The organism is Enterococcus saccharolyticus subsp. saccharolyticus, assembly GCF_029023825.1.
GTDB lineage: Bacteria > Bacillota > Bacilli > Lactobacillales > Enterococcaceae > Enterococcus_F > Enterococcus_F saccharolyticus.
Genome location: NZ_CP118957.1, coordinates 97,663 through 123,128, shown reverse-complemented (window position 1 = coordinate 123,128; position 25,466 = coordinate 97,663). Strand labels below are relative to the sequence as shown.

The window sequence follows — 25,466 nt, the reverse complement described above, 5'->3', positions numbered from 1 at the left end:
AATTTATTTTAAAAAAATAGCCCTTTCTTTTCATGATACTCCTTCAAAAATAAAAAGCCAATTTTCCTTATTTCAGCTAATTTTCATGATAAAAAACAGAAAATTTGTACAATTCACAAAAAAATAGATTGAAAAAACAAAAGTTGCGTGGTAGTATTGCTGACAATGAGAATCATTCTCATTTGACAAATGATAATTCTCATTAAGTTAAATAGAACAGAAGGTGACCCTTTGCAATTAGCAAAAACAATCAATAAACCTACACTCCCACGCAACACACAATTAATGATTACCTTGGGATTTGTCGCGCTTTTCATTTTTTCCATTTTGTTTTCGCTAGGAAATGGCCAAGCAGATATTTCGTTTACAGATATTTGGCAAATTCTTTTATATAAAACCACCCATGGTGCACTCGGCTCGCTTGATAATGTCAATCAATCCGTCATCAATATTATTTGGTTTGTTCGGACACCGCGTGTGTTGGCAGCAATTTTTATTGGTTGTGGATTAGCCATCAGCGGAACCGTCATGCAAGCAGTCGTGCAAAATCCCCTTGCAGATCCTTACATCTTAGGCATTTCATCGGGGGCTTCGCTGGGAGCGACATTCGCAATTATGGTCGGTTTTGGGACCGCTAGTATTTTTTCCCAAATCAGTTTATCGTTCAGTGCTTTTTTAGGTGCGTTGCTAGCAACTTTTTTTGTCCTCTTACTTTCTAGTATCGGTGGCAAAATGACCTCGATTAAGCTCGTTTTATCAGGAACCGTCATTAACTCAATCTTTGGTTCAATTTCAAGTTTAATTGTTTTTTTAGCAAATAATGCTGAAGGAATGAAAACTGTCACTTTTTGGTCAATGGGAAGTTTAGCTTCGGCAAGTTGGGGAAAATTACCCTTACTAGCTGTTATCACACTATTGGTTAGTGTGTTCTTTTCTTTTCAATTTCGGGTGTTAAATACCATGCTTTTAGGTGATGAAGCTGCCGTCACGCTAGGAATTCCCCTAGGTACTTACCGTAAACTTTATATGGTCATTGCTTCGTTATTAACAGGTTTAATTGTGGCAAACTCTGGCATGATTGGCTTTGTTGGTTTAATTATTCCTCATATTGTTCGTGGTGTGTATGGTTCAGATCATAAAAAATTATTACCTATGTCTGGTTTTGTTGGCGCATTGTTTTTAGTTTGGACAGACTTATTGTCTCGTGTCTTGTTACCAAATACCGACTTACCAATCGGTATCTTAACAGCAATTATCGGTGCACCAATTTTTATCTATATTATTCTAAAAAAAGAATATCGTTTCGGAGGTTAGAGATGTTAGAAATACAAAATTTGTCAGTCAAATTAGGAAAAAAAGATATTATCCAACAACTCTCTCTTTCTATGGAAACCAATCAATTTGTTGGCATTATTGGTGCAAATGGTAGCGGAAAATCAACGTTGTTAAAAACGATTTATAAAGGACTCGTCCCAACAACAGGAAATATCGTTTATAACGACATGGATTTGTTGCATACCCCAGCAAAAAAAGTGGCACAAAAATTGAGTGTTGTCGGACAATTCAATGAATTAAGTTTTGATTTTAGTGTCTTTCAAATGGTGTTGCTAGGACGCACACCACACAAGCGTTTGTTAGAAACAGATACACAAGAAGATTTTGATATCGTTGAAAAAGCCTTACGAGAAATGGGCTTGACCGATTACCGTGATGAAAGCTTCCTTTCTCTTTCTGGTGGTGAAAAGCAACGCGTCGTTTTAGCTCGTGCATTGACACAACAACCAGAATTTTTAATTTTAGATGAACCAACGAATCATTTAGACATTCGTTATCAGTTAGAATTAATGGAAAGTGTCAAAAATCTCAATATTGGCGTATTAGCCGCTTTGCATGATTTAGATTTAGCCGCTGCGTATTGTGACTATGTCTTTGCTATGAAAAATGGCGAAATTATTGCAGCAGGTACGCCCGAAGAAATTTTTACCGAAACATTAATTGAAGAATTGTATGGTATTCGTTGTGTCGTTTACCGCAACCCCATTACAGAACATTTAGCATTTCATTATTATATTTAGAATAGGTAGAACTTACATGAAAAAAACAATCACTTTTTTAGCAACAGCCTTTCTCTTCACATTAAGCGGCTGTGGAAATACAAACAATACAACAGATAGCACAAATTCAACTGACAGCAAGTATCCTGTCACAATTAAAAACGTTACCAAAGCAGAAGGCGGCATCGAATGGACCGAAAAAGAACAAACTTTTGATAAAGCGCCAGAACGTGTGTTAGCCAATACTCGTCCTGCTGCAGAATTGTTGTTACACTTAGGATTAAAAGATAAAATTGCTGGAGTCGGCGCTGTTTTTGGGATGGATGATCCTGATGTTAAAGCAGAATTTGATGAGTTGAATCATTTGTCGGATGGGTATATTAATAAAGAAACGGCGTTAAGTGTGGACCCAGACTTAATTTTTGGTCGTGGTGGATTGTTTGATAACGCCGAATGGGGCAATGGTACTGTTGATTCAATTAACGAAATGGGTATTCCTACCTATGTCCAAGAAACATCTACACAAAACGCAACATTTGAATCTGTCTATAATGACATCGACAATTTAGGTAAAATTTTTGATGTCAAACCAGCAGCAGATAGCTTTAAAGCCGACTTAAAAGAACGTGAACAACATCTAAAAGACCGTGTCAAAGAAGTTGGTAAAGAACAAGACTTTGTCATATTGTTCATGACGGACCCAAATGAAGTATCGATTTATCCAGCATATGGCGAAAGCTTCTTCAATTCAATGTTTGATATGATTGGCTTAAATAATGTGTTACGTGACGAAAAAGGGGATGTTGCTTTAGAGACATTAATTGAAACTGATCCAGATGTTTTAATCGTTCCTGACTGGACAACAACAACTGCCGGTACGAAAAAGAATGATATGGTTGATGCTGTTTTAAACAATGAAAAATTATCAAGCATGAAAGCTATCAAAAACAAGCAAGTATACTCCGTAGATTATAACTATATGTTTGGTTATGGGTACCAATCATTAGCTGGGATGGAATTACTGATTGACGAAATGTATGGCAAAGAATAGAAAGAGGGATTCGATGACACAAGCAATAGTTGATGTGATAATTATTGGCGGCGGACCTGCTGGCTTATATGCTGCCTTTTATGCCGGTCTCCGCGATTTAACCGTAACTGTTCTGGAAGCACAAGATGAACTGGGCGGGAAAATCAATTTTTATCCAGAAAAATTCGTTTGGGATGTTGGTGCTCTTCCGGCAACACGTGGAATTGATGTTCGTACCAACCTCATCCAACAAGCGCAAACATTTCAAGCAAACTTCTACACAAGTTCAAAAGCTGTCGAGATTACCAAAGAAGACAATATTTTTTATGTGGAAGATGAACAAGGTCGTATTCATCCTGGTCGTACCGTGTTATTTGCGATTGGTGGCGGCATTGTTTCTCCGAAAAAATTAACGGTGCCTATTGATATAGCCGTTCAAGACCATGTCTACTATGCCTTTCCGGATTATCGGATTTTAAAAGATACGCATATGATTGTTTCTGGTGGGGGTGACGGTGCTGTTGATTATGCAAATGAGTGCTTGAAATTCACTGATACTGTCTCGATTATCTATCGTGGCGACAAACTAAAAGCGCATGAAGCATCGATCACTTCATTTAAAGAAAATGGTGGCAAAGTTATTCTTGCTAGCGATATTCGAGCAATTCGTCAAAGTCCCGACAAACGGATGGAATTATTATTAGACGACCATACTACCTTAACGGCTGACCATCTCCTTGTGCAACACGGACATGATCGTGACAGCTCCTTTTTAGATAAACTTGCCTTTGAATTTAACCGTGAACAAGATTTTTATCTTGCTTGCGAAGAACCAACCATTACTAATGTTCCTGGTTGTTTTGCTGCCGGTGATATTCAGTTTTCAAAAGGGAAAGTCTATTTGTTAGCGGGGGCGTTTCAAGAAGCGGCGCTCAGTGTGAACCAAATCAAGCAATACCTTGACCCAGAAAGTTTTGGCCACGGCATGGTTTCTTCTCATAATGAAAAATTTGATGACTTCAATCAAACATTGATTGAACAGATGGATGACGCAAACTGACAATGATTCCTAACCTAAAACGCCCACCAACTCAAAAATGATTTGAGCTGGTGGGCGTTTCTCTGGTCTCATCCTTATGTCCAATCAAAAAGACTGAATCAAATAAACGACTAGCGGAATCGTCACAATGGAACACATCGTTGTAAACAACACAAGCTTAGCGCCTAGTTCCCCATCTTTTCCCAACGAGCTTGGAATTAAAATAATCGAACTGGCAACCGGACAAGCGCCACATATCGCAATAATTTCCACAATCTGTTGCAATTCCTCGCTGATAAAAAAGGCGACGATCGGTTTTGTCAGTAGAAAAAAGACGAATGGTAGTATAATCAAACGAAAACCCGTTGTTTGCCAAATCGTCTTATCCCGAAGTAACGGTCGCAGTTTGACCGGTGCCAGATAAATGCCTAAGACAAACATCGCAAGTGGTGTATTGACTGCGGATAGCATGGACAATAGCTGAGTAACGTTGTGTGACAATGAAATTTGAAAAACAAATAGCAACATCCCAATGACGACAGGAACAATCCCCGGATTCAATAGTATTTTTTTGAGTGCATCTTTGTTCCAGTCCTGAAAATGCCGAATCCCATGTGACCATAAAAAAAGATTGAATACAGCCACAAAGACGCCACCGTAAAAAATGCCATCCAAACCATACAAGGTGTGCAAAATAGGAAACGCCATAAATCCGCAATTTGAGTAGACGATTGCTAGTCCGTGAATCGTATTTTCATAAGAGTTTTTAGGGTACCGTTTACTGATGAAGATAGCGAGAACATGGTAGCTTATTGCTAAAAAACCAGCCAACAGCAAGCCGTAAAATTCCTTCATCGCCCACTCTCTTTGAAACGAAGACACAATCAAAGCTGGGACAATCACATAAAGCAAAATAGTGCTCATCTGCTTGGCTCCAACAACATCCAACATCTTCCGTTTCGTCAAAAACCAGCTAATACTGATAAACACCGCCATAATCAGTAACTGCTGTAAGACAAGCTGGGCGGCAATCATAGTTCACGTAACACATTCTCAAAGACAGCTAGTGCAACATCAATTTCTGCCACAGATACAGTGGTTGGTGGAATGAACCGAACCGTATTTTTATGAGGACCACAGGAAAGTAAAAGTAAGTCGTTTGACAAACATTGGTGGATGACTGTTTGTAACACTTCCTGCGAACTTTTTTGCGTTGTATCGGAAAATTCCACCGCTAACATCAAACCTACCCCGCGGACTTCCGCAATAAAAGGATATTTTTTTTGTAAATCATAGAGTTTTTCAATAAAATAGGTACCCATTTTTTGCGCATTGTGGATGCCTTCTTCTTCTAATACCTCAATTGTCGCCAGAGCTGCGGCACAAGCAACTGGATTGCCACCAAATGTTCCACCATGTGCGCCTGATTCCCATTGATCCATCAGTTCTTCTTTTGCCAAAATCGCGCTCAGAGGAAAACCATTCGCAATTCCTTTAGCAACCGTTCGGATATCTGGTTCGACATCAAAGTATTCCGAAGCAAACATATATCCTGTTCTGCCAAACCCTGTCTGAATTTCATCAAAAATCAGTAAAATGCCATAACGGTCACACAATTGTCGTAAAAAGTGGACAAAATCTTTCGGTGGAACCACGTATCCGCCTTCACCTTGGATGGGTTCCAAAATAATTGCTGCAACGGAAAAAGGATCAATCATTGACCGAAATAACTCATCAAATTGATCGAAGTACGGTTGCGGTGTTTTTCCATCGATGACTGGATAGGGACTTTTAGACAACTGTGGAAATTCTGCGAAGTAGACACTGGGCATCATACCTTCATATCTTTTGCGATACGCGGCGTTGGACGCAGTAATTGACATCGCGCCAATTGTCCGACCATGAAAACTATTTTTGAAAGAAATAATTGCCGGTCGCTTTGTGACATACTTTGCCAATTTCAGCGCGCCATCATTTGCTTCAGCACCACTGTTGCTAAAATAAACTTTGGAAGGAACCTTGGAAATCGCCACCAGTTTTTCAGCGAGTGCCACGTAGCTCTCATAATAAACGACATTATGCCCCCCATGTACCAATTGATCCATCTGTGCTTTTGCCGCAGCAATCACTTTAGGATGATTGTGTCCTAAATTATTGACCGCTACACCACTGGCAAAATCAAGAATTTTGCGTCCATCTTCTGTAAAAACATAGCTACCTTCGCCTTTTGAAACACCTAATGTTGTCGCTCGATTCGCTACAGGCGACATAACTTTTTGTGCACGTTCATATAAAGATACCATCAGTTTCCTCCTTTTAACTATCTAATTCAAGATTCGTCGTTGTCCACAAGGCAGAAACGACCTCTTCTGTCACTTCACCTGCAGTATTTGCTAGACTACGTGTTTGAATCATTGTTTGTGTTGTGTAACGTGCAATTTCTTCGGCTGTCAATTTTCGAGGTTTGCCGACTAATGCGTCAATCTGTTCCAAGAAAACCGCTGTGTCAGAGAAGCCCATTACCTTCATCGCTTGCTGAATTTTATCGTGTTCATAAGTATCTACATACGCCAAATAACTGCGTAGTAAAAAGGCATTCGCTTGCCCATGTGGAATTCCTTGATAATACGTGTAACAGTACCCCATACCATGAACGCTCGTCACGCCAGTCTGAGTAATAACCAGACCACCAATGAGTGAGACGTACATCAGTTTTTCACGAAGCGCTGCTGAGAATTCCTGGTTCCTTAATGCTGGCAAACACTGACCAAAAACGGCTAATGCACTCAACGCCAACGCATCGCTCAAAAGCGTGGCTCGTTTGCTCAAATACCCTTCAAATGAATGGGTAAACGCGTCGACGGCTGTAAAAAGAATCGTTTTTAGTGGCGCTGCTTCGGTGTACTTGGGATCAATCAGTGCTAGTTTAGGAAATGTCCATTCGTTACCAAAACTGACTTTCGTTTCAAGGTCTTTTTTGACAAGCACGCTATACGGAGTCACCTCACTACCAGTCCCTGCTGTTGTAGGAATTGCTAGAATAGGTAGTGCTTCTTTAAAATCATTTTGCAACAGTGCTTCTACATTTAATCCATTGACTGTCAAGACCGCAACTGCCTTTGCAGCATCCAATGGTGAACCACCCCCGATACCAATGATAAAATCAACGGCTTCTTCTTCAGCAAGCGCTGCACCAACCAATACCGTTTCCAAAGAAGGATTGTTTTCAACTTGATCGAATAAGACGAAAGGAATCGCTGCTTCGTCCAAAACGGCAGTAATATCTTGATACGCACCACTACGTTTTGCCGAATACTTCCCCGTAACAATCATTGCTTTTTTCCCATACGCACGCACGAGATCAGCTTTTTTTTGAACAACATTTTCTTCCAAAAAAACCTGTGTTGGCATAAAAAAAGAGACATTCATTTGACTACCTCCAAATGTTCTACTAAGTTTGCGACTGATTGTAACTGCAAGCTATTCAAAGATTCTTCTGAATAGAACGATGCATGCGGTGTGATAATCACGTTTTCACGTCGCAATAAAGGTTCTGTTTCAAGATTTGGCTTTTCACTGGCAAGGACATCCAACCCCGCACCGCGAATCCATCCTTGATCTAACGCCAGCAACAATGCCGCTTCATCGACATTCTCACCACGTCCAAGATTTAAAAACAATGGCGCTTTTTCTAGGCTTTCAAAGAAAGGACGGTTGAAAACGGCTTTGTTTTCTGAAGTCGTTGCCATGTGATTGCTGATAATATCGGCTTTTTGTAAAATCTCCTCGAGACCGACTTTCTTGATGCCCAAAGTAGCCAATTCTGCTACTGTTTTATAGGGGTCATACCCAAGAATCTCCATCCCGAAATTCTGCGCCCGCTTCGCTACAGCACAACCAATTTTTCCACAACCAAAGATTGCTAGCGTCTGTGTAGACAAGCGATGCATCGGCCCTACAGATTTATAACGCCAAACATGCTCGTTTTCAATTTGATTGCCATACGCTTTTAATTTACGGTTCAACGCGAGTAAAAGCGCCAACGTGTGATCGGCGACATCCTCCGTACAATAATTAACTAAGGGAACGACAGTCACATTCTTTTGCTTGGCAGCATCTAAATCAACTTTGTCAAACCCTGTCGCATTGATTGAAATACATTGTAGTTGTAAATCATTTTGAAAAAATGCAGCATCTAAATCTAAAAATGCAGTGATTAATCCAGCGGCATCTTTGACTTTCTCCAAAAATTCTTGCTGGTTGCGATACGGATAGATTTCCACTTCCAAACTAGCATCAACTGCTTTGAGTGCCTGCACTTCCACCGACAACTCCCTGCTGGCTAAAACATCTGGATAATCGCTAATCAGTATTCTCATAAACGTCTCCCTTCCGACTAAAGTGACTCTGTTAGTCAGTTTCTACTTTTGATCTTCTAAATTTTTCAATACGTGACGAATCAACCGTGGCAATACATCATACGAATACGGTTTATAAATTCGTTCTTTCCAAGTATGTGCCCCTTTCCCAAACACACCTAAATTAACGGCTGGAATGGACAGTTGTTGAATCTCCTGAACGGGCAATGGGTAAATCGTGTTCATTCCCGGAAAATTCTTCATAATGGCTTCAATTTCACTATCCGTTTCATTCATCGCTAAGTAACTACTATCTGATAAAAAAGGAAAGAAGCGTCTTTTTTTGAAAACGTCACCGGTTTCTTGGGTAATCGTTTCTGTTGCAGATTGAATGGCTTGATCTAGCCGAGAATTTTTTTCAATTTCATTGTGTGGACAAAATGGTGGTGCTAAAAACAAGATGACTTTGGGGGAATCATCTCCAGTTGCATGTTCCAATGCGTCAATCAGAGCAAATCCCAATTCGCGTTTATCCAATTTTTTTGTCAAAAGGGTCTGTAAGATTGCTTCCGGGTTAACTTTTTGGCGACAAAACTCCACGTAATCTTCAAATAAATATACGTGTACACGATGATCAATCTTACCAAGTGGAACAGCAATATTCTCTCGGTAAGTGGCTAAACGGTGATCCAACATCTCTGTCACTTGCATAACGGCCTGTTCGGTTGCAGTCAGTAAAAGTGTTAAGACGTCTTTCACTGATTTTTCATACAAAAATGTATTGAAATAAAGATGTGCCGTTTTTGCGGTTTGTACATTGTAAAAATCCTTTTGATCTCTTTGATAGAGCGCCGAAGACGGCAAAATTTCCTCGTCTTGAATCTCTTCACATAAGGCAGGATTCGTATTGATTGCCAGATTAATTGCGCTTGATAATAACGTTGGGTCTACCCCTTGTAACGTATTTCCCACATGCGCTTCTCGCCCTTTAATATAAAAACAAGAGAGCATTTTCCCAGCAGCGCCGGTATATAAGTAGCGCGTCTGATCGTCTTCATACAATGGGGAGACAAAATCTGTATTAATGGCGGCAATAAATTCATAGCCTTGGTGTTTAAATTTCATTAATTCAGGTAATGCTTCAATGGCACCTGTATGATCGTTTTCCTCCACGGGATTGCCCATAAACAGTAGGTTAAAAGGCAATTCTTCTAAATGCTGCGTATAAAATAATAGATTCATCAAATGGACGGCCATCCCACTTTTCATATCCAACATGCCTCTACCAAAAGCCCAATCTCCAGAGAGTGCTTCTGCTTGTACTTCCGAATCTTCTTGGTATGCTTTGAAGAACGTCAGCAATTCTTCTGGATGAAACGCCGATGATTTTATTTTACCAAAATCTTCAACCCCAACCGTATCCATGTGGGCATGAAGTACAACGATTTTGTCCACACCTTTTTTAGGTAAAAAAGCAAACACATTCTTTCTTTGATACGGATCATTAGGTAAGTCAGTTGTCCAAACATACTGTGGATGTTCTTCAAAATACGGAAAGGACAATAAAATGTCATTGATTTTCTGACAAATATCGGCTTCACCGTGAGAAGAATTATTGATACTGGGGATATTCACCAGCTCTTTTGCTACTGCTTCAATTTGCTGTGGCAGGGTTAATTGACAGATTCGCTGATACACTTGTCCTCACCTCCTATAAACGCTGTAATGGGAATGTCATACAATGTACGCCTCCCCCAAGTTTAAGTGTTTCCGTAATGGCTACTTCGTGAACGGTCAGCCCTTTTTGACGCATCTTTTCATTAATGGTTGTATTTTGTGCCAGTGAGATAACTTGCCGATTGCCTAACGACTGGACATTGTACCCATGAGTAAAGACCTCTGACTCCGGTCCTTCAATTAGCGTAATGCCCAATTCATCCAATAATTCTAAAAAAGGCGCCGGTAGCCCTTTACTATAGGCAATGGCAATATCTGGCGTCACTAGGTTAAAACACATATCCAAATGAAGATAATCTGGATTCATCGGTACAGCATGCAAACGATACCCCAGCGGTTCCAAAATTTCTTGTAACTGACGGTACCCTTCTTGATTGGTTCGATCTAATAGTCCGACAGCAATCGTATGTTCATTTAAAAACGCAAAGTCGCCCCCTTCAAAGGTACCAGCACCAGTTATTTCACCGATGATCGGTATCGCCAACGTCTCCAAGACGGAATGAAAAAATTCCGTCTCAGATTTGCGAATCTCTCGTGCAAAATTGCCTAAAATGACCCCTTCTTTGACACAACCTCCTAAATCTCGAGCAAATACTGCATGGGGCATAGTTTCTGCTGGAGTAGCTATTTCCACGTCAATCCCTAGCCCTGTGTAAAGTGTCTGCAAGCGATAAAATTCTTGCTTGACTAACGCCTCATCAATGGTTGAAATCTCCCATTTTTTCGCTATCTCATTTAATTGTTCTCCCTTTTGAACATTTGTCGGTTGAGATAAAAGAACTTGTTTCAATTCGCCGGTTCCACTGTTCACGCCCATAAAATCTACCTTCCTGTTGTTTATTTACTTGCTGTTTTTGCTGACTGCGCAGCAATTTCTGAATAATCCAAGACCCACTGATCAAAATTACCATTGTCTTGATTTTCTTGAATAACCTTATTGACCGCATCTACTAATTCCTGATTGCCTTTTTTAATAGCCACAGCCGTTTCTTTATAACGGTATTCTTCAGGAATCTCAATGTCAGTAAACCCAATATCGGGATTTGAAATCAAGTATTGTTGCGCTACAGTATCTTCAATGACGATACCGTCAATATTTTCCGTCAGTAACTCTAAAATCAAATCAGGAATCTTTTCCAAAGTGACCGTTTGTTTTGGGGTCATCGCTTCTTGAATAATGGTTTCTTGTGTTGTTGACTGTTGCGCGCCTAAACGTGCATCGTTTAAATCATCAATTGTTTTGAATTTATCAACATTCTTATTTAACGCAATCACACGGTTCTCTGATTTCAAATATGGTTCCGAAAAGTCAACCGATTGCTTTCTTTCTTCGGTAATACTCATACCGGCGATTGCCAAGTCAACCGAACCTTGCGTCAACGAACCTAGAATCGAGCCAAAGGTCATATCCTGCACGACTAATTTTACCCCCAACTCCTCCGCAACTTTTTCTGCAAAAGCCATATCGACACCGACAACTTCTGTAGAAGAAGCATTCAAATCAATGAATTCATACGGTGCATAACCTGAGGCTGTCGCTACGCGTAACTCCTTTTTGTCCATAATTTTATCAAAATCAGCATTGCCTGTTCCTTCACTGTTAGAACTCGATGTTCCTCCAGAACTACATCCTGCCAAAATCCCTACACTCAAAATAATCAAAAACCCTTTTATCATATTCTTTTTCATACAGTTGTTCCTCCTCTGTTTGTTCGTTTTAATTTAATTTCCATGAAGACAATCAATCGCGTAATAATCACGGAAAGAACTAAATAAATAAGCGCAATCGCTAAAATTGGTGCGAAAGGTTGATAACTAATGCCTCGAATCACATTCGCCTGATACATCAAGTCGGCAATCCCAATCACGGATGCTTGAGAAGACGCCTTAATCGTACTAGCGAATTCATTTCCCAACGCAGGCAAAATGTTGCGTAAGGCTTGCGGAAATACAATGTAATACATGGTTTGCAACCGAGAAAACCCAATCGAACGTCCCCCCTCTGTTTGCCCTGGATCAATCGATTGAATCCCTGATCGAAAAATTTCCGCAATGTAGACAGAACTACCGACAGACAAGGCAATCACAGCGGCGATAAACCGACTCATTTCTACTCCGAAAACAATGGCGTCTGGAAATCGCACACCAGTCAACGGGAGACCGTAAAAGAAAATAGACAGTAACACTAAGATGGGCAGGGCGCGAATAACCTCAATGTACAACACAGCGATTCGTTTTATTATCTTCTTTTTACTCATCCGCATGGTCGCAATTAACATACCCAGAAAAATCGCTAAAATCATTGTCAAAATGCTTAACGTCAACGTCATCAAGGTTCCTTGAACTAAGTAATTGCTAAATCTTTCTAAAAACGTTAGTACTCGTTCCATATTTTCACCCCTAAAGAATTTTTTGTAAAAAGTTGGCGATTCGCTGATTTTCATGCGCTGAATTTAATTCTTCAGGCGTCATTTCTGCTAAAATCTTCCCTTGATCCATAAAAACGATTCGATCTGCCACTTCTTTGGCAAAGTTCATTTCATGTGTCACAATGACTGCGGTCATCCCGCCTTTCACTGTTTCTTTCATGACACTAAGGACTTCACCGACCATTTCTGGATCTAACGCACTTGTCGGTTCATCAAACAAAATAACTTTTGGCTTCATCGCCAGTGCTCTCGCGATGGCAATCCGTTGTTTTTGTCCGCCAGATAGACTTTCTGGATAAAAATCTTTTTTCTCGTACAGACCGACACGATGGAGCAAAGTATCACTCAATTCATCTAATTCTTTTTGCGAAAGTTTTTGTAATTTTTCTGGCCCGATAGTGATATTCTTTTTGACCGTCAAATTGGAAAATAAATTGAAATGCTGAAATACCATGACTACTTTTTCTCTAATTTGATTGTTATTAATCGATTTTTGATAGACATCTTCGTATTCAATAAAAATTTTTCCTTGATCGATTTTTTCTAATTTATTCATACATCGCAACAAAGTCGATTTTCCTGAACCGGAAGGGCCAATGATTACCACAACTTCATTTTCCCAAATAGTCAATGATACATCATCTAACACGATATTCTCATCGAATTTTTTTTGGATATGATGAATTTGAATTACTTCTTTTTTTCTTAGCTTCCCCATACAACATCACCCTTCATTCTTGGATTTAGTCTAAGTATATTGGCAAAAAACGGAAACGTCTAACCCGCGTCACCCACGATAAAGCGCTATCACTCTTTTGGATTATAAGAAAATCTTGAGTAAAAAATATTTCTTCTCTCTCAGTTTTATGTTACATTTTATGACTTCATTTATCGTCTATCTTTATAAATTGATTTTATTATAACTTGAAGTTATAGTATAACTATCATTTACTACAAGGAGCTAACAATATGGACATGATTAATTTGAGAACTTTTCATTATTGTGCAACACATCTTAGTTTCTCAAAAGCAGCGCAGTATCTAAACATTAGTCAACCAGCTGTTACCAATCAGATTAAAAAAATTGAGCAGTCGTTAGGACACGAACTATTTATTCGTGCCGGTAGAAAATTATTTTTGACAGACTCAGGCGAAATTTTATTTCAATGTTCCAGTAAAATATTCAATTTATTAGATGACGCGATTCGGAAAATTGACAATCAATCCAAGGACATTTTGCAGTTGCGTATCGCAGGAGACTTAAATTATTTATCGATGCATTTGTCTAATTTCATTCCCAAGTTGTATGAAAATTTTCCTCACGTTCAAATTGAAGTCATCACTGTTGAACATTCCAAAAAAATTTTTGAAGGCGTGCGTGATCATAAATACGATATTGGGATCATGAGCGGGAATTACTCAACCTTTGGCATTCGTCAACGCGTTTTGAGTGAAGACAAGGTGTCCTTAGTTACTTCCAAAGAATTGGCCGCTGCCCTCAAAAAAAATCCAGAATTGGAGTTACCGCTACTTGAATATCGCTCCCAATCCTCCTATAGTAGCTTTTTAATGGATTTTATGATTCAAAACAAATTGACACAGAGAAAACGAATTACGTTCAACAATTTGGAGCTCATCCGAAAAGCTCTCCTAAGACATACAGGGATCGCTGTGTTATCTGAAGAAGTATTACAAAAAGATATTCACGAAGGACGAATCAAAGTATTGTCCACACCCGATTTTAAAGAAGTGAAAATCAAAACACGCTTAATTTTCCGTACAAGTAACCCCATGCACACACAAATTGAAAAATGTTCCGACTTAATTATGTCCGAAATTCATCCGCTATAAGCAATTTGTACGAAAAACCATTACTCGCTAAACACCCCTTTCTTAAAAAATTGCACAAAAAATCCCCTCTGATGAAAGCATTGTTTAAAGACAACTTTCATCAGGGGATTATTGCTTCATTTTAAACTAATTGTTGATATACGTTTCTAACAATTCTACATACTCTTTAAAATATTTTAATCCTTTATTATAGTTATGCTTTTTACACGTTAGTGGTTCAGTTATTTATTTTATTAGCGAATTCATCCATTTATTTGATGATTGCGTTTGGGAGTCGTCATATCGGGATTTCTATGATTTATTGTCTGTCCTATACTGTCATCATGGGATTTTTACCAGGACTATTTTATAAAATTCCGCAATTAACCTTCTTAGTTGATTGGGTGGTACAAACGCATTTATTATATAAAGACTTTACACAATTAACGACAATCGACCAATATCCAATGATTCTGCTTGTAGCAATTTCAACAATTGTGCTATCGTTTTTAGTAGGTGTCTTATTATTTCATAAAACAGATATCAAGTAGGTAAACAAATGACAAAAATTTTAGTCGTGGAAGACGATCCAGCGATTCAAGAAATGTTAAAAGAATGCCTTGAAAAAGCCAATTACCAAATTCTAGCTGCTTTTTCTGGAACAGAAGGCCAACTCTTATTACAACAAACAGCTGTTGATTTAATTTTATTGGATTTAATGCTACCAGGTATGACTGGCGAAGCATTGTTAAGAAACATTCGTCAATTGTCTTTTGTACCAGTAATTGTAATTTCAGCCAAAAAAGATGTTCAAGAACGCGTCCAATTATTGCAAAATGGCGCAGATGATTATCTGATCAAACCGTTTGATTTAGCCGAGTTACTCGCTAGGATTCAAATCCAGTTGCGTCACCAAAGACACACTCAAAATACACAAAAAATCGTCTATCAAGACATTGAGCTAGACCTGGAAACCCATGAAGTGAGTGTCGCAAATCAGCCCGTCAATTTAACAATGAAGGAGTTTCAATTACTCACACTCTTTTTAACTTATCCGCAAAAAGTTTTTAGTAGACAAACTATTTACGAAACAATCTGGGAGGAACCCTATTATGATAGCGACAAAACGAGCAATGTACACATCAGTAATTTAAGAGCAAAAATTAATTTATCCAATCAGCAGTATATTAAAACCGTTTGGGGAATTGGATTCAAATTTGACTAGTCTGGAGGCAATTATGGTTGTGATTTTAAGTTTGTTATTGATTGGACTAGTGCTGTATCTTTTTTTCTTAAAAAGAGAGATACGTTTATTAACTACATCTGTTCGTAATATCCCAACAACATCAAAATATGGCAGTCGTCTTTTTAATACTTTTTATAAACCTGATTTAGTGAAGTTAGTTGATGAAATAAACACGATGATTGATGCTTATGAAGCAGAAAGAGAACAGCTAAATCTGACTGAACAATCGGTTCAACATGCGATTACCAGCATTTCCCATGATTTACGAACCCCTTTAACTGCGATGAAAGGATACCTACAGTTACTACAAAATGAGCAAGAGTTAAATCCAACACATCTCATGCAAATTGAGGCATCAGTTGAACGATTGGTTGTACTGACGAATGAATTCTATGAATTAGCCAAATTCACCATTGATTCAACGCAAACAAACTGGCAAAAAATCGAAGTCATTCAAACAATTGAAACCATCTTTTTAAACTATTATGAAAATTTTGAAAAACAAGGTATTCAAGTTGATTTCCCAACAGATTGCTCTACTTATTGGCTCATTACTGATGAACAAAAGTTGCAACGAATCATCGAAAATCTTATCCAAAATATTTTGCGCTACGGAAAAACCTAGGCCTTTCTTTACTATGAAGAAGAGGACAACCATTTGAAAATCACTTTTTGCAACGATACCGACCATTCTATCTTAGCAATTAATCGCATCTTTGAGCCTTTTTGTACGGATAACATTAGTCGAACAAATCAAAATGGCTCAGGATTAGGGTTGTTTTATACCAAAAAAATGGTCAATGAATTAAATGGCACGATTACCGCATCTTCAAAGGAAAACCTATTTTGTCTCACACTAAGCTTTGAAAGTACTTTTGATTAAACAATCAGAAGTACTTTTTTGCTTTTAATCGCAATTTTATGACGAAATTTCACCCATTATAAATTCACTAAAAAAAAGAAAATGCGCGGTATCTTCGTATTTATAAGACAAACAAGAAAAAACTTACTGCTAACTAAACATGCCTTAATACATCAAAATCATGCTTATTGAGGGTAAATTGTTCTTTTTTTAGCCTAAAACAGGTGTCTTAAGAGCAAAATAGCCAATTAAGCAAGATTTTGATGCATTAAGAGGGGTCTTCAGCATATTGGGAATTTTTGTGTAACAAGATTCTTATGGTATTTTTGCAACGAGGTGAGAATATGTTTAACTTATTATTGGAAAAACCAGATCGATTAATGTATCAAATTTTTTGTTGTTTACAAGAAACCAATCCTTATCCATTAGCGAAATTGGCAATAAAATTAGAAAAAAGCCCAGCTGTCTTACGCCGTACAATTCGGCAGTGGCAAAAAAATTCGTATAATCGCTCAACAGGAATTGGATTTTATGTCACCAAAGAAGACATACGAGGAATCTATGCAAACGAACATGCGTCTCTCTTTTTTAGTACCTTATTGCATCGTAGCGAAGCATTTCAATTGCTCTTAAAAGTCCTAGATAATCCATACGCTTCAGGTGTGCAATTACAACGGGAAATGCATCTAAGTCCTGCAAGCTTTCAACGGCGAGTCCGCCAATTAGAACCACTTTTACAGCATTATCACTTGCAACTCTCATTTAAGAAAATGCCTGCTCTAAAAGGCACAGAAATGCAAATTCGTTGGTTCACGCTACTGGTTTCTTTACTTGCCGATCCACCTTTTCACCTGTCGCCGATTAATTGGTGGCATCGCTATGAAGAAATTTGCTTGCATCGACCGCTCTGGTTAGACACTTGGCAACCGGCAATCACCCATTATTACCAACCTCCGTTTCAGCTAAACGAACGTGGTAGTACCTTTTTATGGCGCCAACTTATCGGTTTAGAACCGCTTTGGATGAACCAAGAAATGGCTGAAACCCTTTCTTTTGCGTTACATGCCCATACATCACTAGCTACGAGCTATTTATTAGAAGTCCAACAACACATTCACCGGATTCATTGTTGCTGTTCATTCTTTAGTGGTACGTTATTTTTTGAACCAACGAGCATTTCAAAAGAAGTGCACCGTCTTACACAAAGTTTTCGTTTGTTGCTTCCTCATTACGATACACTATTAGCACAACATCCAGAATTGCCTATGTTGTATCAACGTATTTTGAAAAGATACCAGTCGTTTGCTAACGAATTAATGGTCTCAGAAGACTAAAAAAGACACGAAACCTATACTCAAGGTTTCGTGCCTTTTACAAATTATTCTTATGTGAAACGCACAATCAGAATACATCCTCTTATTAGCTGGTTACGACTAACTTTATATTTACCTGAATACTATTTTTAATAAGCAAAATTAATATAAAACCTGATTTTCATCAGTTAAGACCACCTATCCCCCACCGAAGTAATTACCTGGTAAATACCTTCCAAAAACAACAAAACAACCCAAAACACTTATATATAAGTATTTACATCAAGGTAAACACCAAGGTTACACCCTGAAAACCTCTAGGTAACGTTTTTCATCCCTCTTTAAGTAACTCTTTGACTCTTGGTACGACTTTTTCACCATATAACTGAATCGTACGGAAGCGATCCTTCTGTAATTGACCACCCGCTCCGTAAACAAAGTCAAATCGTTTTACCCCGAGTGTTTGAATGACATGCGCAATTTTTTGTGCCACGGTTTCTGGACTACCCACATAATAAGAACCTTCTGAAATTTCAAATGCAAATCGTTCACGTGTCATGGGTGCCCAGCCACGTTCAGAACCGATTTTATCCATCGATTTTTTCAAGTATTGCCAAGCAATTTCTTGGGCTTCTTCGTCCGTATCAGCAATCACTCCATGTGAATGCATGCCCACTGGATGCGTTGGTTGACCAAATTGTTTCGTTGCTCGTTGATACAAATCAATATAGGGTAGAAAACGAGCTGGTTCGCCACCAATAATTGCCAACATCACTGGAAAGCCATATTTTGCTGCTCGAATAATAGAGTCGGGTGATCCACCGACACCGACTTGAACGTCTAAGCGTTTTTCTGTTTTCGGGTATAATTGTACGTTATTTAATGATTGAGTGAAATGTCCTTCCCAGGTAACAGGTTCTCCTGTTAATAGTTCATTAAATAAAGCAATTTTTTCTTCAAACAGTTCATTGTAATCATTTAAATCATAACCGAATAATGGAAAAGATTCCGTGAATGAGCCACGACCAAGCATGACTTGTGCACGTCCATTCGATAAAGCATCGACTGTCGCAAAACGCTCATACACACGCACAGGGTCATCTGAACTTAAAACTGTCACACCGGTACCCAAAATAATCTTTTCCGTAACAGTCGCTAAAGCAGCAAGTACTGTATCTGGACTAGAAATTGAATACTCTTTCCGGTGATGTTCCCCTAAAGCAATCACATCTATCCCCAATTGATCCGCCAATTTGCCTTCTTCTACAATCATTCGTAATGACTCAGCATAGCTTAATGGTTCTTTGGTCTCATCATGATAGGCAACATCACCAAACGTATCTAAACCAAATAAAATTTTTTTTTCATTCGTTGTCATAAACTGATCTCCTTTATCTTTGTCTTACTCTAACTATAACTCATTTTTAGCGAAAGCCAACAAATATGCTTACTAATTGTAAGTTTATTATTCCATAAAAAAACTCTCTCATCCTATACGAATGAGAGAGTACTATTTTTATACTTGTTGTAAAACTTTATCGGTTTTTGGTTCTTTCACATTCAGTGTGATCTGTCCTTTAGACGCGCCAATTGTTACTTGGTTGCCTAAATGGATTTGTCCAGAAAGCAATGCTTCACTCAAGCGATCTTCCACTTCTTTTTGTAATGCACGACGGATTGGACGTGCACCATATTCTGGATCAAAACCAGCTTTACCAATGACATCCAATGCCGCTGGTGTAATCTTCAACTGAATATCTTGTTCCGCCAAACGTTTGATAATCGAGCGACTCATGATTTTGACAATTTCATGAATTTCTTCTTTATCTAATGAACGGAAAACTACAGTTTCATCAATACGGTTCAAGAATTCTGGACGATACGCTTTCTTCAATGCTTCTAAGATACGCTTTTGCATCGCTGAATGGTCTTTAGACGCATCTACAACATTAAAGCCGACATTTTTTTCTTCGCGTAATTCGGTTGCACCAATATTTGATGTCATAATTAAAATCGTATTTCTAAAATCAACACGACGACCTTTTGAATCTGTCAAATGACCATCATCTAAGACTTGTAGCAAGATATTAAAGACATCTTGATGGGCTTTTTCTACCTCATCTAGCAAAATAACAGAATACGGTTTTGAACGAACTTTTTCTGTTAATTGTCCCCCTTCATCATAACCGACGTATCCTGGAGGAGAACCAATCAAACGACTGGTACTGTATTTTTCCATAAATTCAGACATATCCACACGAATCAACGCATCTTCACTGCCAAACATTGCTTCAGCTAAGGCTTTTGCTAATTCGGTTTTCCCAACACCTGTTGGGCCTAAGAACATGAATGAACCAATCGGACGGTTGGGATCTTTTAGACCACTACGTGCACGACGAATGGAACGAGAAACAGCTTGAACAGCTTCATCTTGGCCAACTACACGCTGATGTAAGATTTTTTCGAGGTCTAACAAACGTTCGCTCTCTTTTTTCTCCATTTGTTGCAATGGCACACCTGTCCATTGGGAAACAACGGCTGCTACATCTTCTGCTGTCACGCTATTTTCATAGCCAGTGGCTTCTTTGACTTCCACAAAAGTCACTTCGGCTAATTGTTGACTGACTTCTTTTTCGCGTTGGCGTAAACGTGCGGCTGTTTCAAAGTCTTGTTGACGAATAGCTGCTTCTTTTTCTTCTGCTAACTTCATTAATTCTTCTTGTAATAACGCCGCTTCTGACACTTCGTCCGCTTTATCCAAACGAACTTTGGCTGCCGACTCATCCATTAAATCAATGGCTTTGTCTGGTAGCTGACGTGAATTAATGTAACGAACTGAGAGTTGAACAGCTGCATGTAACGCATCATCGGTAATTTCTACGCCGTGATGTTCTTCATAACGTGGACGTAATCCTTTTAAGATTTCTTCTGCTTCTTCCGGCGTCGGCTCATCAACTTGAACACGCGCGAAACGGCGTTCTAAAGCAGAATCTTTTTCAATATATTTTTGATATTCATTTAGTGTAGTAGCACCAATCGTTTGTAATTCACCACGAGCTAAGGCTGGTTTTAAAATATTCGATGCATCAATCGCACCTTCTGCTCCACCCGCACCAATTAATGTATGCAACTCATCGATAAAGAGGATAATTTGACCGTCTTGATAAATTTCATCAATAATTTTTTTCATACGATCTTCAAATTCACCACGATATTTTGTTCCGGCCACTAAAGCTCCCATGTCTAACATCATCAGACGTTTTTGTTGCATATCTTTTGGTACTTCCCCGTTGACAATTTTTTGGGCTAAGCCTTCCGCAATCGCTGTCTTACCAACACCCGGTTCGCCAACTAAAACAGGATTATTTTTCGTACGACGGCTTAAAATTTGAATCAGACGTTTCACTTCTTTGCTACGTCCAACAACTGGATCTAAGCGTTGTTCACGGGCTAATTTGGTTAAGTCACGCGCTAATGAATCTAATGTTGGTGTTCCTTCTTGTTGCGGTTGTTGGCGTTGTTGTGGACGACGACGACTTGAATTGCTTTTTGATTGTACGCCCATTTTTTTCTTCAATAATTGACGCATTTTCGCTAAACTCATTCCTAAGTTCAACATGATACGTGAAGCTAAAATTTCTTCATCACGTAATAATCCTAATAGTAAGTGCTCAGTCCCAATTTGTTGGGCACCTAAACGTTTGGCTTCATCGCCAGCATAGGCAAAAATTTGTCTCGCACGTGGAGAATAAGGTAAAAAACCACCTGTTGGATAATCTTTCATTGAACCATAGCCGGTCAAATGCTCGATTTCTTCACGAATATCATTTTCATTTACTCGCATTTCACGTAGGGTTTTTCCTGCAATCCCATCTTGCTCGATAATCAATGCTAATAAAATATGTTCTGAACCTACAGACTGGTGTTTAAAGTATTTTGCTTCTTCTTGAGCAATGGCAAGCACCGCTTTTGCTCGTTGTGTAAATAGTTCATCCATCGCACTCACTCCTTATCTTCGTAGCTTAATCGTTCTAAAATTCCGTGCATAATTGACGCACGAATTGTATTTTCTTCTTCAGATTTACCTAAAATCGCTTTGCTAATTGTTGTTAACAATAAGTTACCTTCTCGTTTTGACAAAATACCTTCTTCGTATAACTTCTGAATAATTGAGACGGCATCTTTTTCAGAGATTGTTTGGTCAAACAATTGATTCACTTGCTCTAAAAAATGGTGATAGTTCGCAATTTGAATTTTTTCAATTCGAATATAGCCTCCACCACCACGCTTACTTTCAACTGCGTAACCACGTTGAATCGTAAAGCGAGTATTGATGACATAATTAATTTGCGAAGGTACACAGTTAAATAAATCTGCCATCTCTGCGCGACGAATTTCTATCATTTCACTTTCTTCAAGAATCTTCTTCAAATATGCTTCAATCAAATCAGAAGTATTTTGATGACCCATTTAAACGCGACCTCCCTTGACTAATATTGACCTTAATTATAGCGAATTTTCAGAAGTTTGAAAAGAAGAAGGACTTTAAAGAAAAAGATCAAGCAAAAGTTTAAACTTTTGCTTGATCTTTTTTTATTCGTCTTAAGAGGTAGACGTTTCTGTCATTGGTTCTGAGCTATCAGGAGTCGTAGTTTCACTTTCTTCTGGAGGAAAACTCGACGATTCAGTCTCTTCTTTTCCTTGAGAGATAATCAAACGAACCGTGCTCTCTTTTTCGACAGAGGTTCCTGAAGATGGACTCATAGAAATAACCAAACCTTTATCTACTGAATCACTGTATTCTTCACTCGTTTCAACTGAAAGACCTTGGCTTTTTAAGAGAGAAGTTGCGGCAGACTCTTTCATTCCTTCTACATTTGGTAAATCGACTTTTTCTGGTGGTTCAGGGCCTTTACTAATTTCTAACGTAATGGTGGTGTCTCCCGGAGAAATATCCGAACCAGCAGATGGTGATTGTTTCACGATTGTACCACTTTCATTACTGCTAAAGACCTCTGTAATATGCACAGAATTATTTCCTAGACCATTGGCATTTAATTCATCACGCGCATTGGATTCAGTGTAACCAATCAGATTGGGCATCTTCACTTTTTCGGGTCCTTTACTAATCGTTAAAGTAATTTCGGTATCTCCCGGTACAATGTCTGAATTCCCTTCTGGTGTTTGATGGATAACTAATCCCGCACTGACATCGCTAAATTCTTCCGCAATCACGACAGCGTTGTTCCCTAAACCATAATTCGTTAACTCGGCACGCGCATCACGTTCACTATACCCATAGAGATTAGGCATCATCACAGGTTCTGGGCCTTTGCTGACAGTCAATTCTACTTCGGTGTCTTTCGGAACGACTTCTTCTCCAGCTGATGGTGTTTGATCGATGACTTCCTCCACCGGCGTATCTTCATCAAAGACTTCTTCAATTTTAATTTTCTTTTCGTCAAAATCTAGTGACTTCAATTCAGCAAGAACTTTATCCTTCTCTTGACCGACATAGTCTTTCATTTCAACTTTTTTGCTCCCTGTACTAATGTACAACAAGACTTCTTTGGTGCGTTTAATCACTGCGCCTTCTTCTGGATCAGTTTTCACCACATGATTCTCAGGAACTTGATCGCTTGGAAATTCTTTGGTTTCAGTGGCGACTTCAACACCAGCATCATGTAACGTTTCACGGGCTGCTGCTTCGGTTAAACCAGCAACTTCGGGAATCGTCACTTGGTTTCTACCACCACCAAAGACTAAATAATACACCAATCCCGCAACCGCACAAAAAAGCAAGATGGGTAAAATTAACCATAATTTTCGTTTCTTCTTTTTCTTTTCGGGTTTCTGTGGTGCGGATTCTGTTGTTTCTTCTTTGGGCAATGGCATCTCTTTAAATGAATCTGGCATTGGCGTATCTTCTGAAATTGGGGTTAAAATTTTTGTTTCATCAATCATCGCATGTGGTTCCCAAAGTGGCTCATTTAAACGTTCTGGAGAAAGCGCGCTAGAAATATCTTGACGCATTTCATCTGCTTCTTTGTAACGATCACTTTGCTCTTTCGCAGTTGCTTTTAACACAATATTTTCAAGTGATTGCGGAACCTCTTTATCATAAATACGAATCGATGGAATATCATCCTGAAAATGTTTTAAAGCAATCGTCACGGCTGATTCTCCATCAAATGGCACGCGACCAGTCAACATTTCATATAAAATAATCCCAATCGCATAAATGTCAGATTGATTTGTTGCCATGCTTCCACGTGCTTGTTCGGGTGATAAATAATGAACCGATCCAAGCATTGTGTTTGTTTGGGTGATGGACGTCTCCGATAACGCAATCGCAATCCCAAAATCAGCAATTTTTACGACACCCTCTTCATTAATCAAAATGTTTTGTGGTTTTAAATCGCGATGAATAATGCGATGTTGGTGCGCTAAAGCGACAGCTGATAGAATTTGTTGCATAATATCAACAATTTCTGGATACGGAATCGGATAGTGCGTTTGGATATAACGTTTTAAATCCATGCCTTTCACGTATTCCATCACCAAATATTGCATATTGTCTTCTTCACCCACATCATAAACAGACACGATATTAGGATGAACCAGTTCCGTAGCAGCTAAAGCTTCGCGTTGAAAACGACGAATAGCATCTGTATCATCACGGAAATCGTAACGTAAAACCTTAATCGCTACTTCTCTATCTAAAATTAAGTCGCGTGCTAAATAAACATTTGCCATACCGCCACTACCGATACTACCCAAAATTAAATAACGTCCGCTTAATTTTTTTCCTGTTTCAATCATTGACTGACACCTCCAAGGTCCATCAATAATACAGTGATGTTATCGACCCCACCCTGTTCATTCGCTGCATCAATTAAACGCTCCATGGCTTCTTCTAATGAAGAACTGGTCATGATATATTCATAAATTAACTCTTCGCTAACCATATTGGTTAACCCATCTGAACAAAGCATCAGATAGTCATTGTCTGCAATAAAATGTGTCGCTACATCCACTTCCACTACACCAGGCATTCCTACTGAGCGAGTCACCACATTTCTGCGTGGATGATTGGTTGCCATCTCCAAGGTGATTTCCCCTGATTTTACCAAGGCATTCACTAGGGAATGATCTTCTGTTAGTTGAATTAGCTCGTTTTCTCGCAATAAGTACGTACGGCTATCCCCTACGTGTGCCAAGGTAAATTGATCATCCAAAATAACAACTGCTTCTAACGTAGTTCCCATGCCACTTAACTCAGGGGTCGCTTGACCACGCTGATAAATGGTTTCATTTTCAGCTTGTATATGCTGGATTAACCACTGGGCTGCTTTTTCGCTATCTGAAATATCAGAAGCTTGCCATTTACTGCCAATTTCTTCAACAGTATCATGACTGGCAACGTCACCTGCTTGATGTCCGCCCATTCCATCTGCTAATAATGCTAACGTATATCCTTTTTGATTGGTAAATACGGCAGCGTAATCTTGGTTGGTATTACGCCTTTTTCCTACATCACTTTTATAACGAATCTCCATATTTTTCAC

General features: G+C 38.9%; 24 protein-coding genes. 10 read left to right on the top strand and 14 right to left on the bottom strand.

The window, feature by feature from the left end:
- The first annotated feature begins 231 nt into the window (after positions 1–231).
- From PYW32_RS00620 to PYW32_RS00605, 4 genes are read left to right on the top strand one after another with little or no spacing between them, the layout of a single operon-like run.
- On the top strand, positions 232–1,314 hold the full coding sequence (locus tag PYW32_RS00620) for a FecCD family ABC transporter permease (protein ID WP_016176158.1): 1,083 nt from the start codon (positions 232–234) through the stop codon (positions 1,312–1,314).
- A gap of 2 nt (positions 1,315–1,316) precedes the next feature.
- Positions 1,317–2,075 carry an ABC transporter ATP-binding protein gene (locus tag PYW32_RS00615; RefSeq protein WP_016176157.1) on the top strand — a complete coding sequence of 253 codons (759 nt, stop codon included), beginning with the start codon at positions 1,317–1,319 and terminating at the stop codon, positions 2,073–2,075.
- A 16-nt stretch (positions 2,076–2,091) separates the two neighbouring features.
- Positions 2,092–3,105: an ABC transporter substrate-binding protein gene (locus PYW32_RS00610; RefSeq protein ID WP_016176156.1), complete on the top strand. Its 1,014-nt coding sequence runs from the start codon at positions 2,092–2,094 to the stop codon at positions 3,103–3,105.
- A gap of 13 nt (positions 3,106–3,118) precedes the next feature.
- Positions 3,119–4,144: an NAD(P)/FAD-dependent oxidoreductase gene (locus tag PYW32_RS00605; protein WP_016176155.1), complete on the top strand. Its 1,026-nt coding sequence runs from the start codon at positions 3,119–3,121 to the stop codon at positions 4,142–4,144.
- An 84-nt stretch (positions 4,145–4,228) separates the two neighbouring features.
- Here PYW32_RS00605 and PYW32_RS00600 read toward each other — a convergent pair whose 3' ends face one another.
- Genes PYW32_RS00600 through PYW32_RS00560 form a run of 9 tightly spaced genes read right to left on the bottom strand, consistent with a single transcriptional unit; the run spans position 4,229 to position 13,365 of the window.
- A complete protein-coding gene (locus tag PYW32_RS00600) occupies positions 4,229–5,158 on the bottom strand; it encodes an AEC family transporter (protein WP_071859169.1) in 930 nt (309 codons plus the stop codon).
- Positions 5,155–6,426: an aspartate aminotransferase family protein gene (locus PYW32_RS00595; RefSeq protein ID WP_016176153.1), complete on the bottom strand. Its 1,272-nt coding sequence runs from the start codon at positions 6,424–6,426 to the stop codon at positions 5,155–5,157. Before PYW32_RS00595 ends, PYW32_RS00600 begins: the two co-directional genes overlap by 4 nt.
- A 13-nt stretch (positions 6,427–6,439) precedes the next feature.
- Entirely contained in the window at positions 6,440–7,552 is a 1,113-nt protein-coding gene (locus PYW32_RS00590) for an iron-containing alcohol dehydrogenase family protein (RefSeq protein ID WP_016176152.1), read from the bottom strand.
- Positions 7,549–8,502 carry an NAD(P)-dependent oxidoreductase gene (locus PYW32_RS00585; RefSeq protein WP_016176151.1) on the bottom strand — a complete coding sequence of 318 codons (954 nt, stop codon included), beginning with the start codon at positions 8,500–8,502 and terminating at the stop codon, positions 7,549–7,551. Before PYW32_RS00585 ends, PYW32_RS00590 begins: the two co-directional genes overlap by 4 nt.
- Before the next feature lie 42 nt (positions 8,503–8,544).
- The gene (locus tag PYW32_RS00580; RefSeq protein WP_016176150.1) at positions 8,545–10,179 is read right to left on the bottom strand and encodes a hypothetical protein; all 1,635 of its coding nucleotides are present in this window, start codon (positions 10,177–10,179) and stop codon (positions 8,545–8,547) included.
- A 13-nt stretch (positions 10,180–10,192) separates the two neighbouring features.
- Entirely contained in the window at positions 10,193–11,035 is an 843-nt protein-coding gene (locus tag PYW32_RS00575; RefSeq protein WP_016176149.1) for a dimethylarginine dimethylaminohydrolase family protein, read from the bottom strand.
- Between the two features lie 20 nt (positions 11,036–11,055).
- The gene (locus PYW32_RS00570) at positions 11,056–11,907 is read right to left on the bottom strand and encodes a transporter substrate-binding domain-containing protein (RefSeq protein WP_016176148.1); all 852 of its coding nucleotides are present in this window, start codon (positions 11,905–11,907) and stop codon (positions 11,056–11,058) included.
- A complete protein-coding gene (locus tag PYW32_RS00565) occupies positions 11,904–12,608 on the bottom strand; it encodes an amino acid ABC transporter permease (RefSeq protein ID WP_016176147.1) in 705 nt (234 codons plus the stop codon). Before PYW32_RS00565 ends, PYW32_RS00570 begins: the two co-directional genes overlap by 4 nt.
- Before the next feature lie 10 nt (positions 12,609–12,618).
- On the bottom strand, positions 12,619–13,365 hold the full coding sequence (locus PYW32_RS00560; RefSeq protein WP_016176146.1) for an amino acid ABC transporter ATP-binding protein: 747 nt from the start codon (positions 13,363–13,365) through the stop codon (positions 12,619–12,621).
- Positions 13,366–13,616: 251 nt separating this feature from the next.
- Between PYW32_RS00560 and PYW32_RS00555 the strand changes: the two genes are divergently transcribed.
- The 6 genes from PYW32_RS00555 to PYW32_RS00530 all read left to right on the top strand — a co-directional run bounded on the left by PYW32_RS00555 (position 13,617) and on the right by PYW32_RS00530 (position 17,919).
- Entirely contained in the window at positions 13,617–14,498 is an 882-nt protein-coding gene (locus PYW32_RS00555) for a LysR family transcriptional regulator (protein ID WP_016176145.1), read from the top strand.
- Between the two features lie 212 nt (positions 14,499–14,710).
- Positions 14,711–15,028: a hypothetical protein gene (locus PYW32_RS00550; RefSeq protein ID WP_016176144.1), complete on the top strand. Its 318-nt coding sequence runs from the start codon at positions 14,711–14,713 to the stop codon at positions 15,026–15,028.
- An 8-nt stretch (positions 15,029–15,036) separates the two neighbouring features.
- On the top strand, positions 15,037–15,702 hold the full coding sequence (locus PYW32_RS00545; RefSeq protein ID WP_016176143.1) for a response regulator transcription factor: 666 nt from the start codon (positions 15,037–15,039) through the stop codon (positions 15,700–15,702).
- A 13-nt stretch (positions 15,703–15,715) separates the two neighbouring features.
- Positions 15,716–16,348: a sensor histidine kinase gene (locus PYW32_RS00540; RefSeq protein ID WP_016176142.1), complete on the top strand. Its 633-nt coding sequence runs from the start codon at positions 15,716–15,718 to the stop codon at positions 16,346–16,348.
- Between the two features lie 33 nt (positions 16,349–16,381).
- Positions 16,382–16,606, top strand: coding sequence for an ATP-binding protein (locus PYW32_RS00535; protein ID WP_016176141.1), 225 nt, complete (start codon positions 16,382–16,384; stop codon positions 16,604–16,606).
- Positions 16,607–16,929: 323 nt separating this feature from the next.
- Positions 16,930–17,919: a helix-turn-helix domain-containing protein gene (locus PYW32_RS00530; protein ID WP_016176140.1), complete on the top strand. Its 990-nt coding sequence runs from the start codon at positions 16,930–16,932 to the stop codon at positions 17,917–17,919.
- 310 nt (positions 17,920–18,229) lie between these two features.
- Here PYW32_RS00530 and PYW32_RS00525 read toward each other — a convergent pair whose 3' ends face one another.
- The 5 genes from PYW32_RS00525 to PYW32_RS00505 all read right to left on the bottom strand — a co-directional run bounded on the left by PYW32_RS00525 (position 18,230) and on the right by PYW32_RS00505 (position 25,457).
- Positions 18,230–19,276: an LLM class flavin-dependent oxidoreductase gene (locus tag PYW32_RS00525; RefSeq protein WP_016176139.1), complete on the bottom strand. Its 1,047-nt coding sequence runs from the start codon at positions 19,274–19,276 to the stop codon at positions 18,230–18,232.
- Between the two features lie 138 nt (positions 19,277–19,414).
- Positions 19,415–21,895, bottom strand: coding sequence for an ATP-dependent Clp protease ATP-binding subunit (locus PYW32_RS00520; RefSeq protein WP_016176138.1), 2,481 nt, complete (start codon positions 21,893–21,895; stop codon positions 19,415–19,417).
- 5 nt (positions 21,896–21,900) lie between these two features.
- Entirely contained in the window at positions 21,901–22,368 is a 468-nt protein-coding gene (locus PYW32_RS00515) for a CtsR family transcriptional regulator (protein WP_016176137.1), read from the bottom strand.
- Between the two features lie 132 nt (positions 22,369–22,500).
- Positions 22,501–24,720: a Stk1 family PASTA domain-containing Ser/Thr kinase gene (gene pknB / locus PYW32_RS00510; protein ID WP_016176136.1), complete on the bottom strand. Its 2,220-nt coding sequence runs from the start codon at positions 24,718–24,720 to the stop codon at positions 22,501–22,503.
- Positions 24,717–25,457, bottom strand: coding sequence for a Stp1/IreP family PP2C-type Ser/Thr phosphatase (locus PYW32_RS00505; protein ID WP_016176135.1), 741 nt, complete (start codon positions 25,455–25,457; stop codon positions 24,717–24,719). The genes pknB and PYW32_RS00505 overlap by 4 nt, the downstream gene beginning before the upstream one ends.
- Positions 25,458–25,466 lie beyond the last annotated feature (9 nt).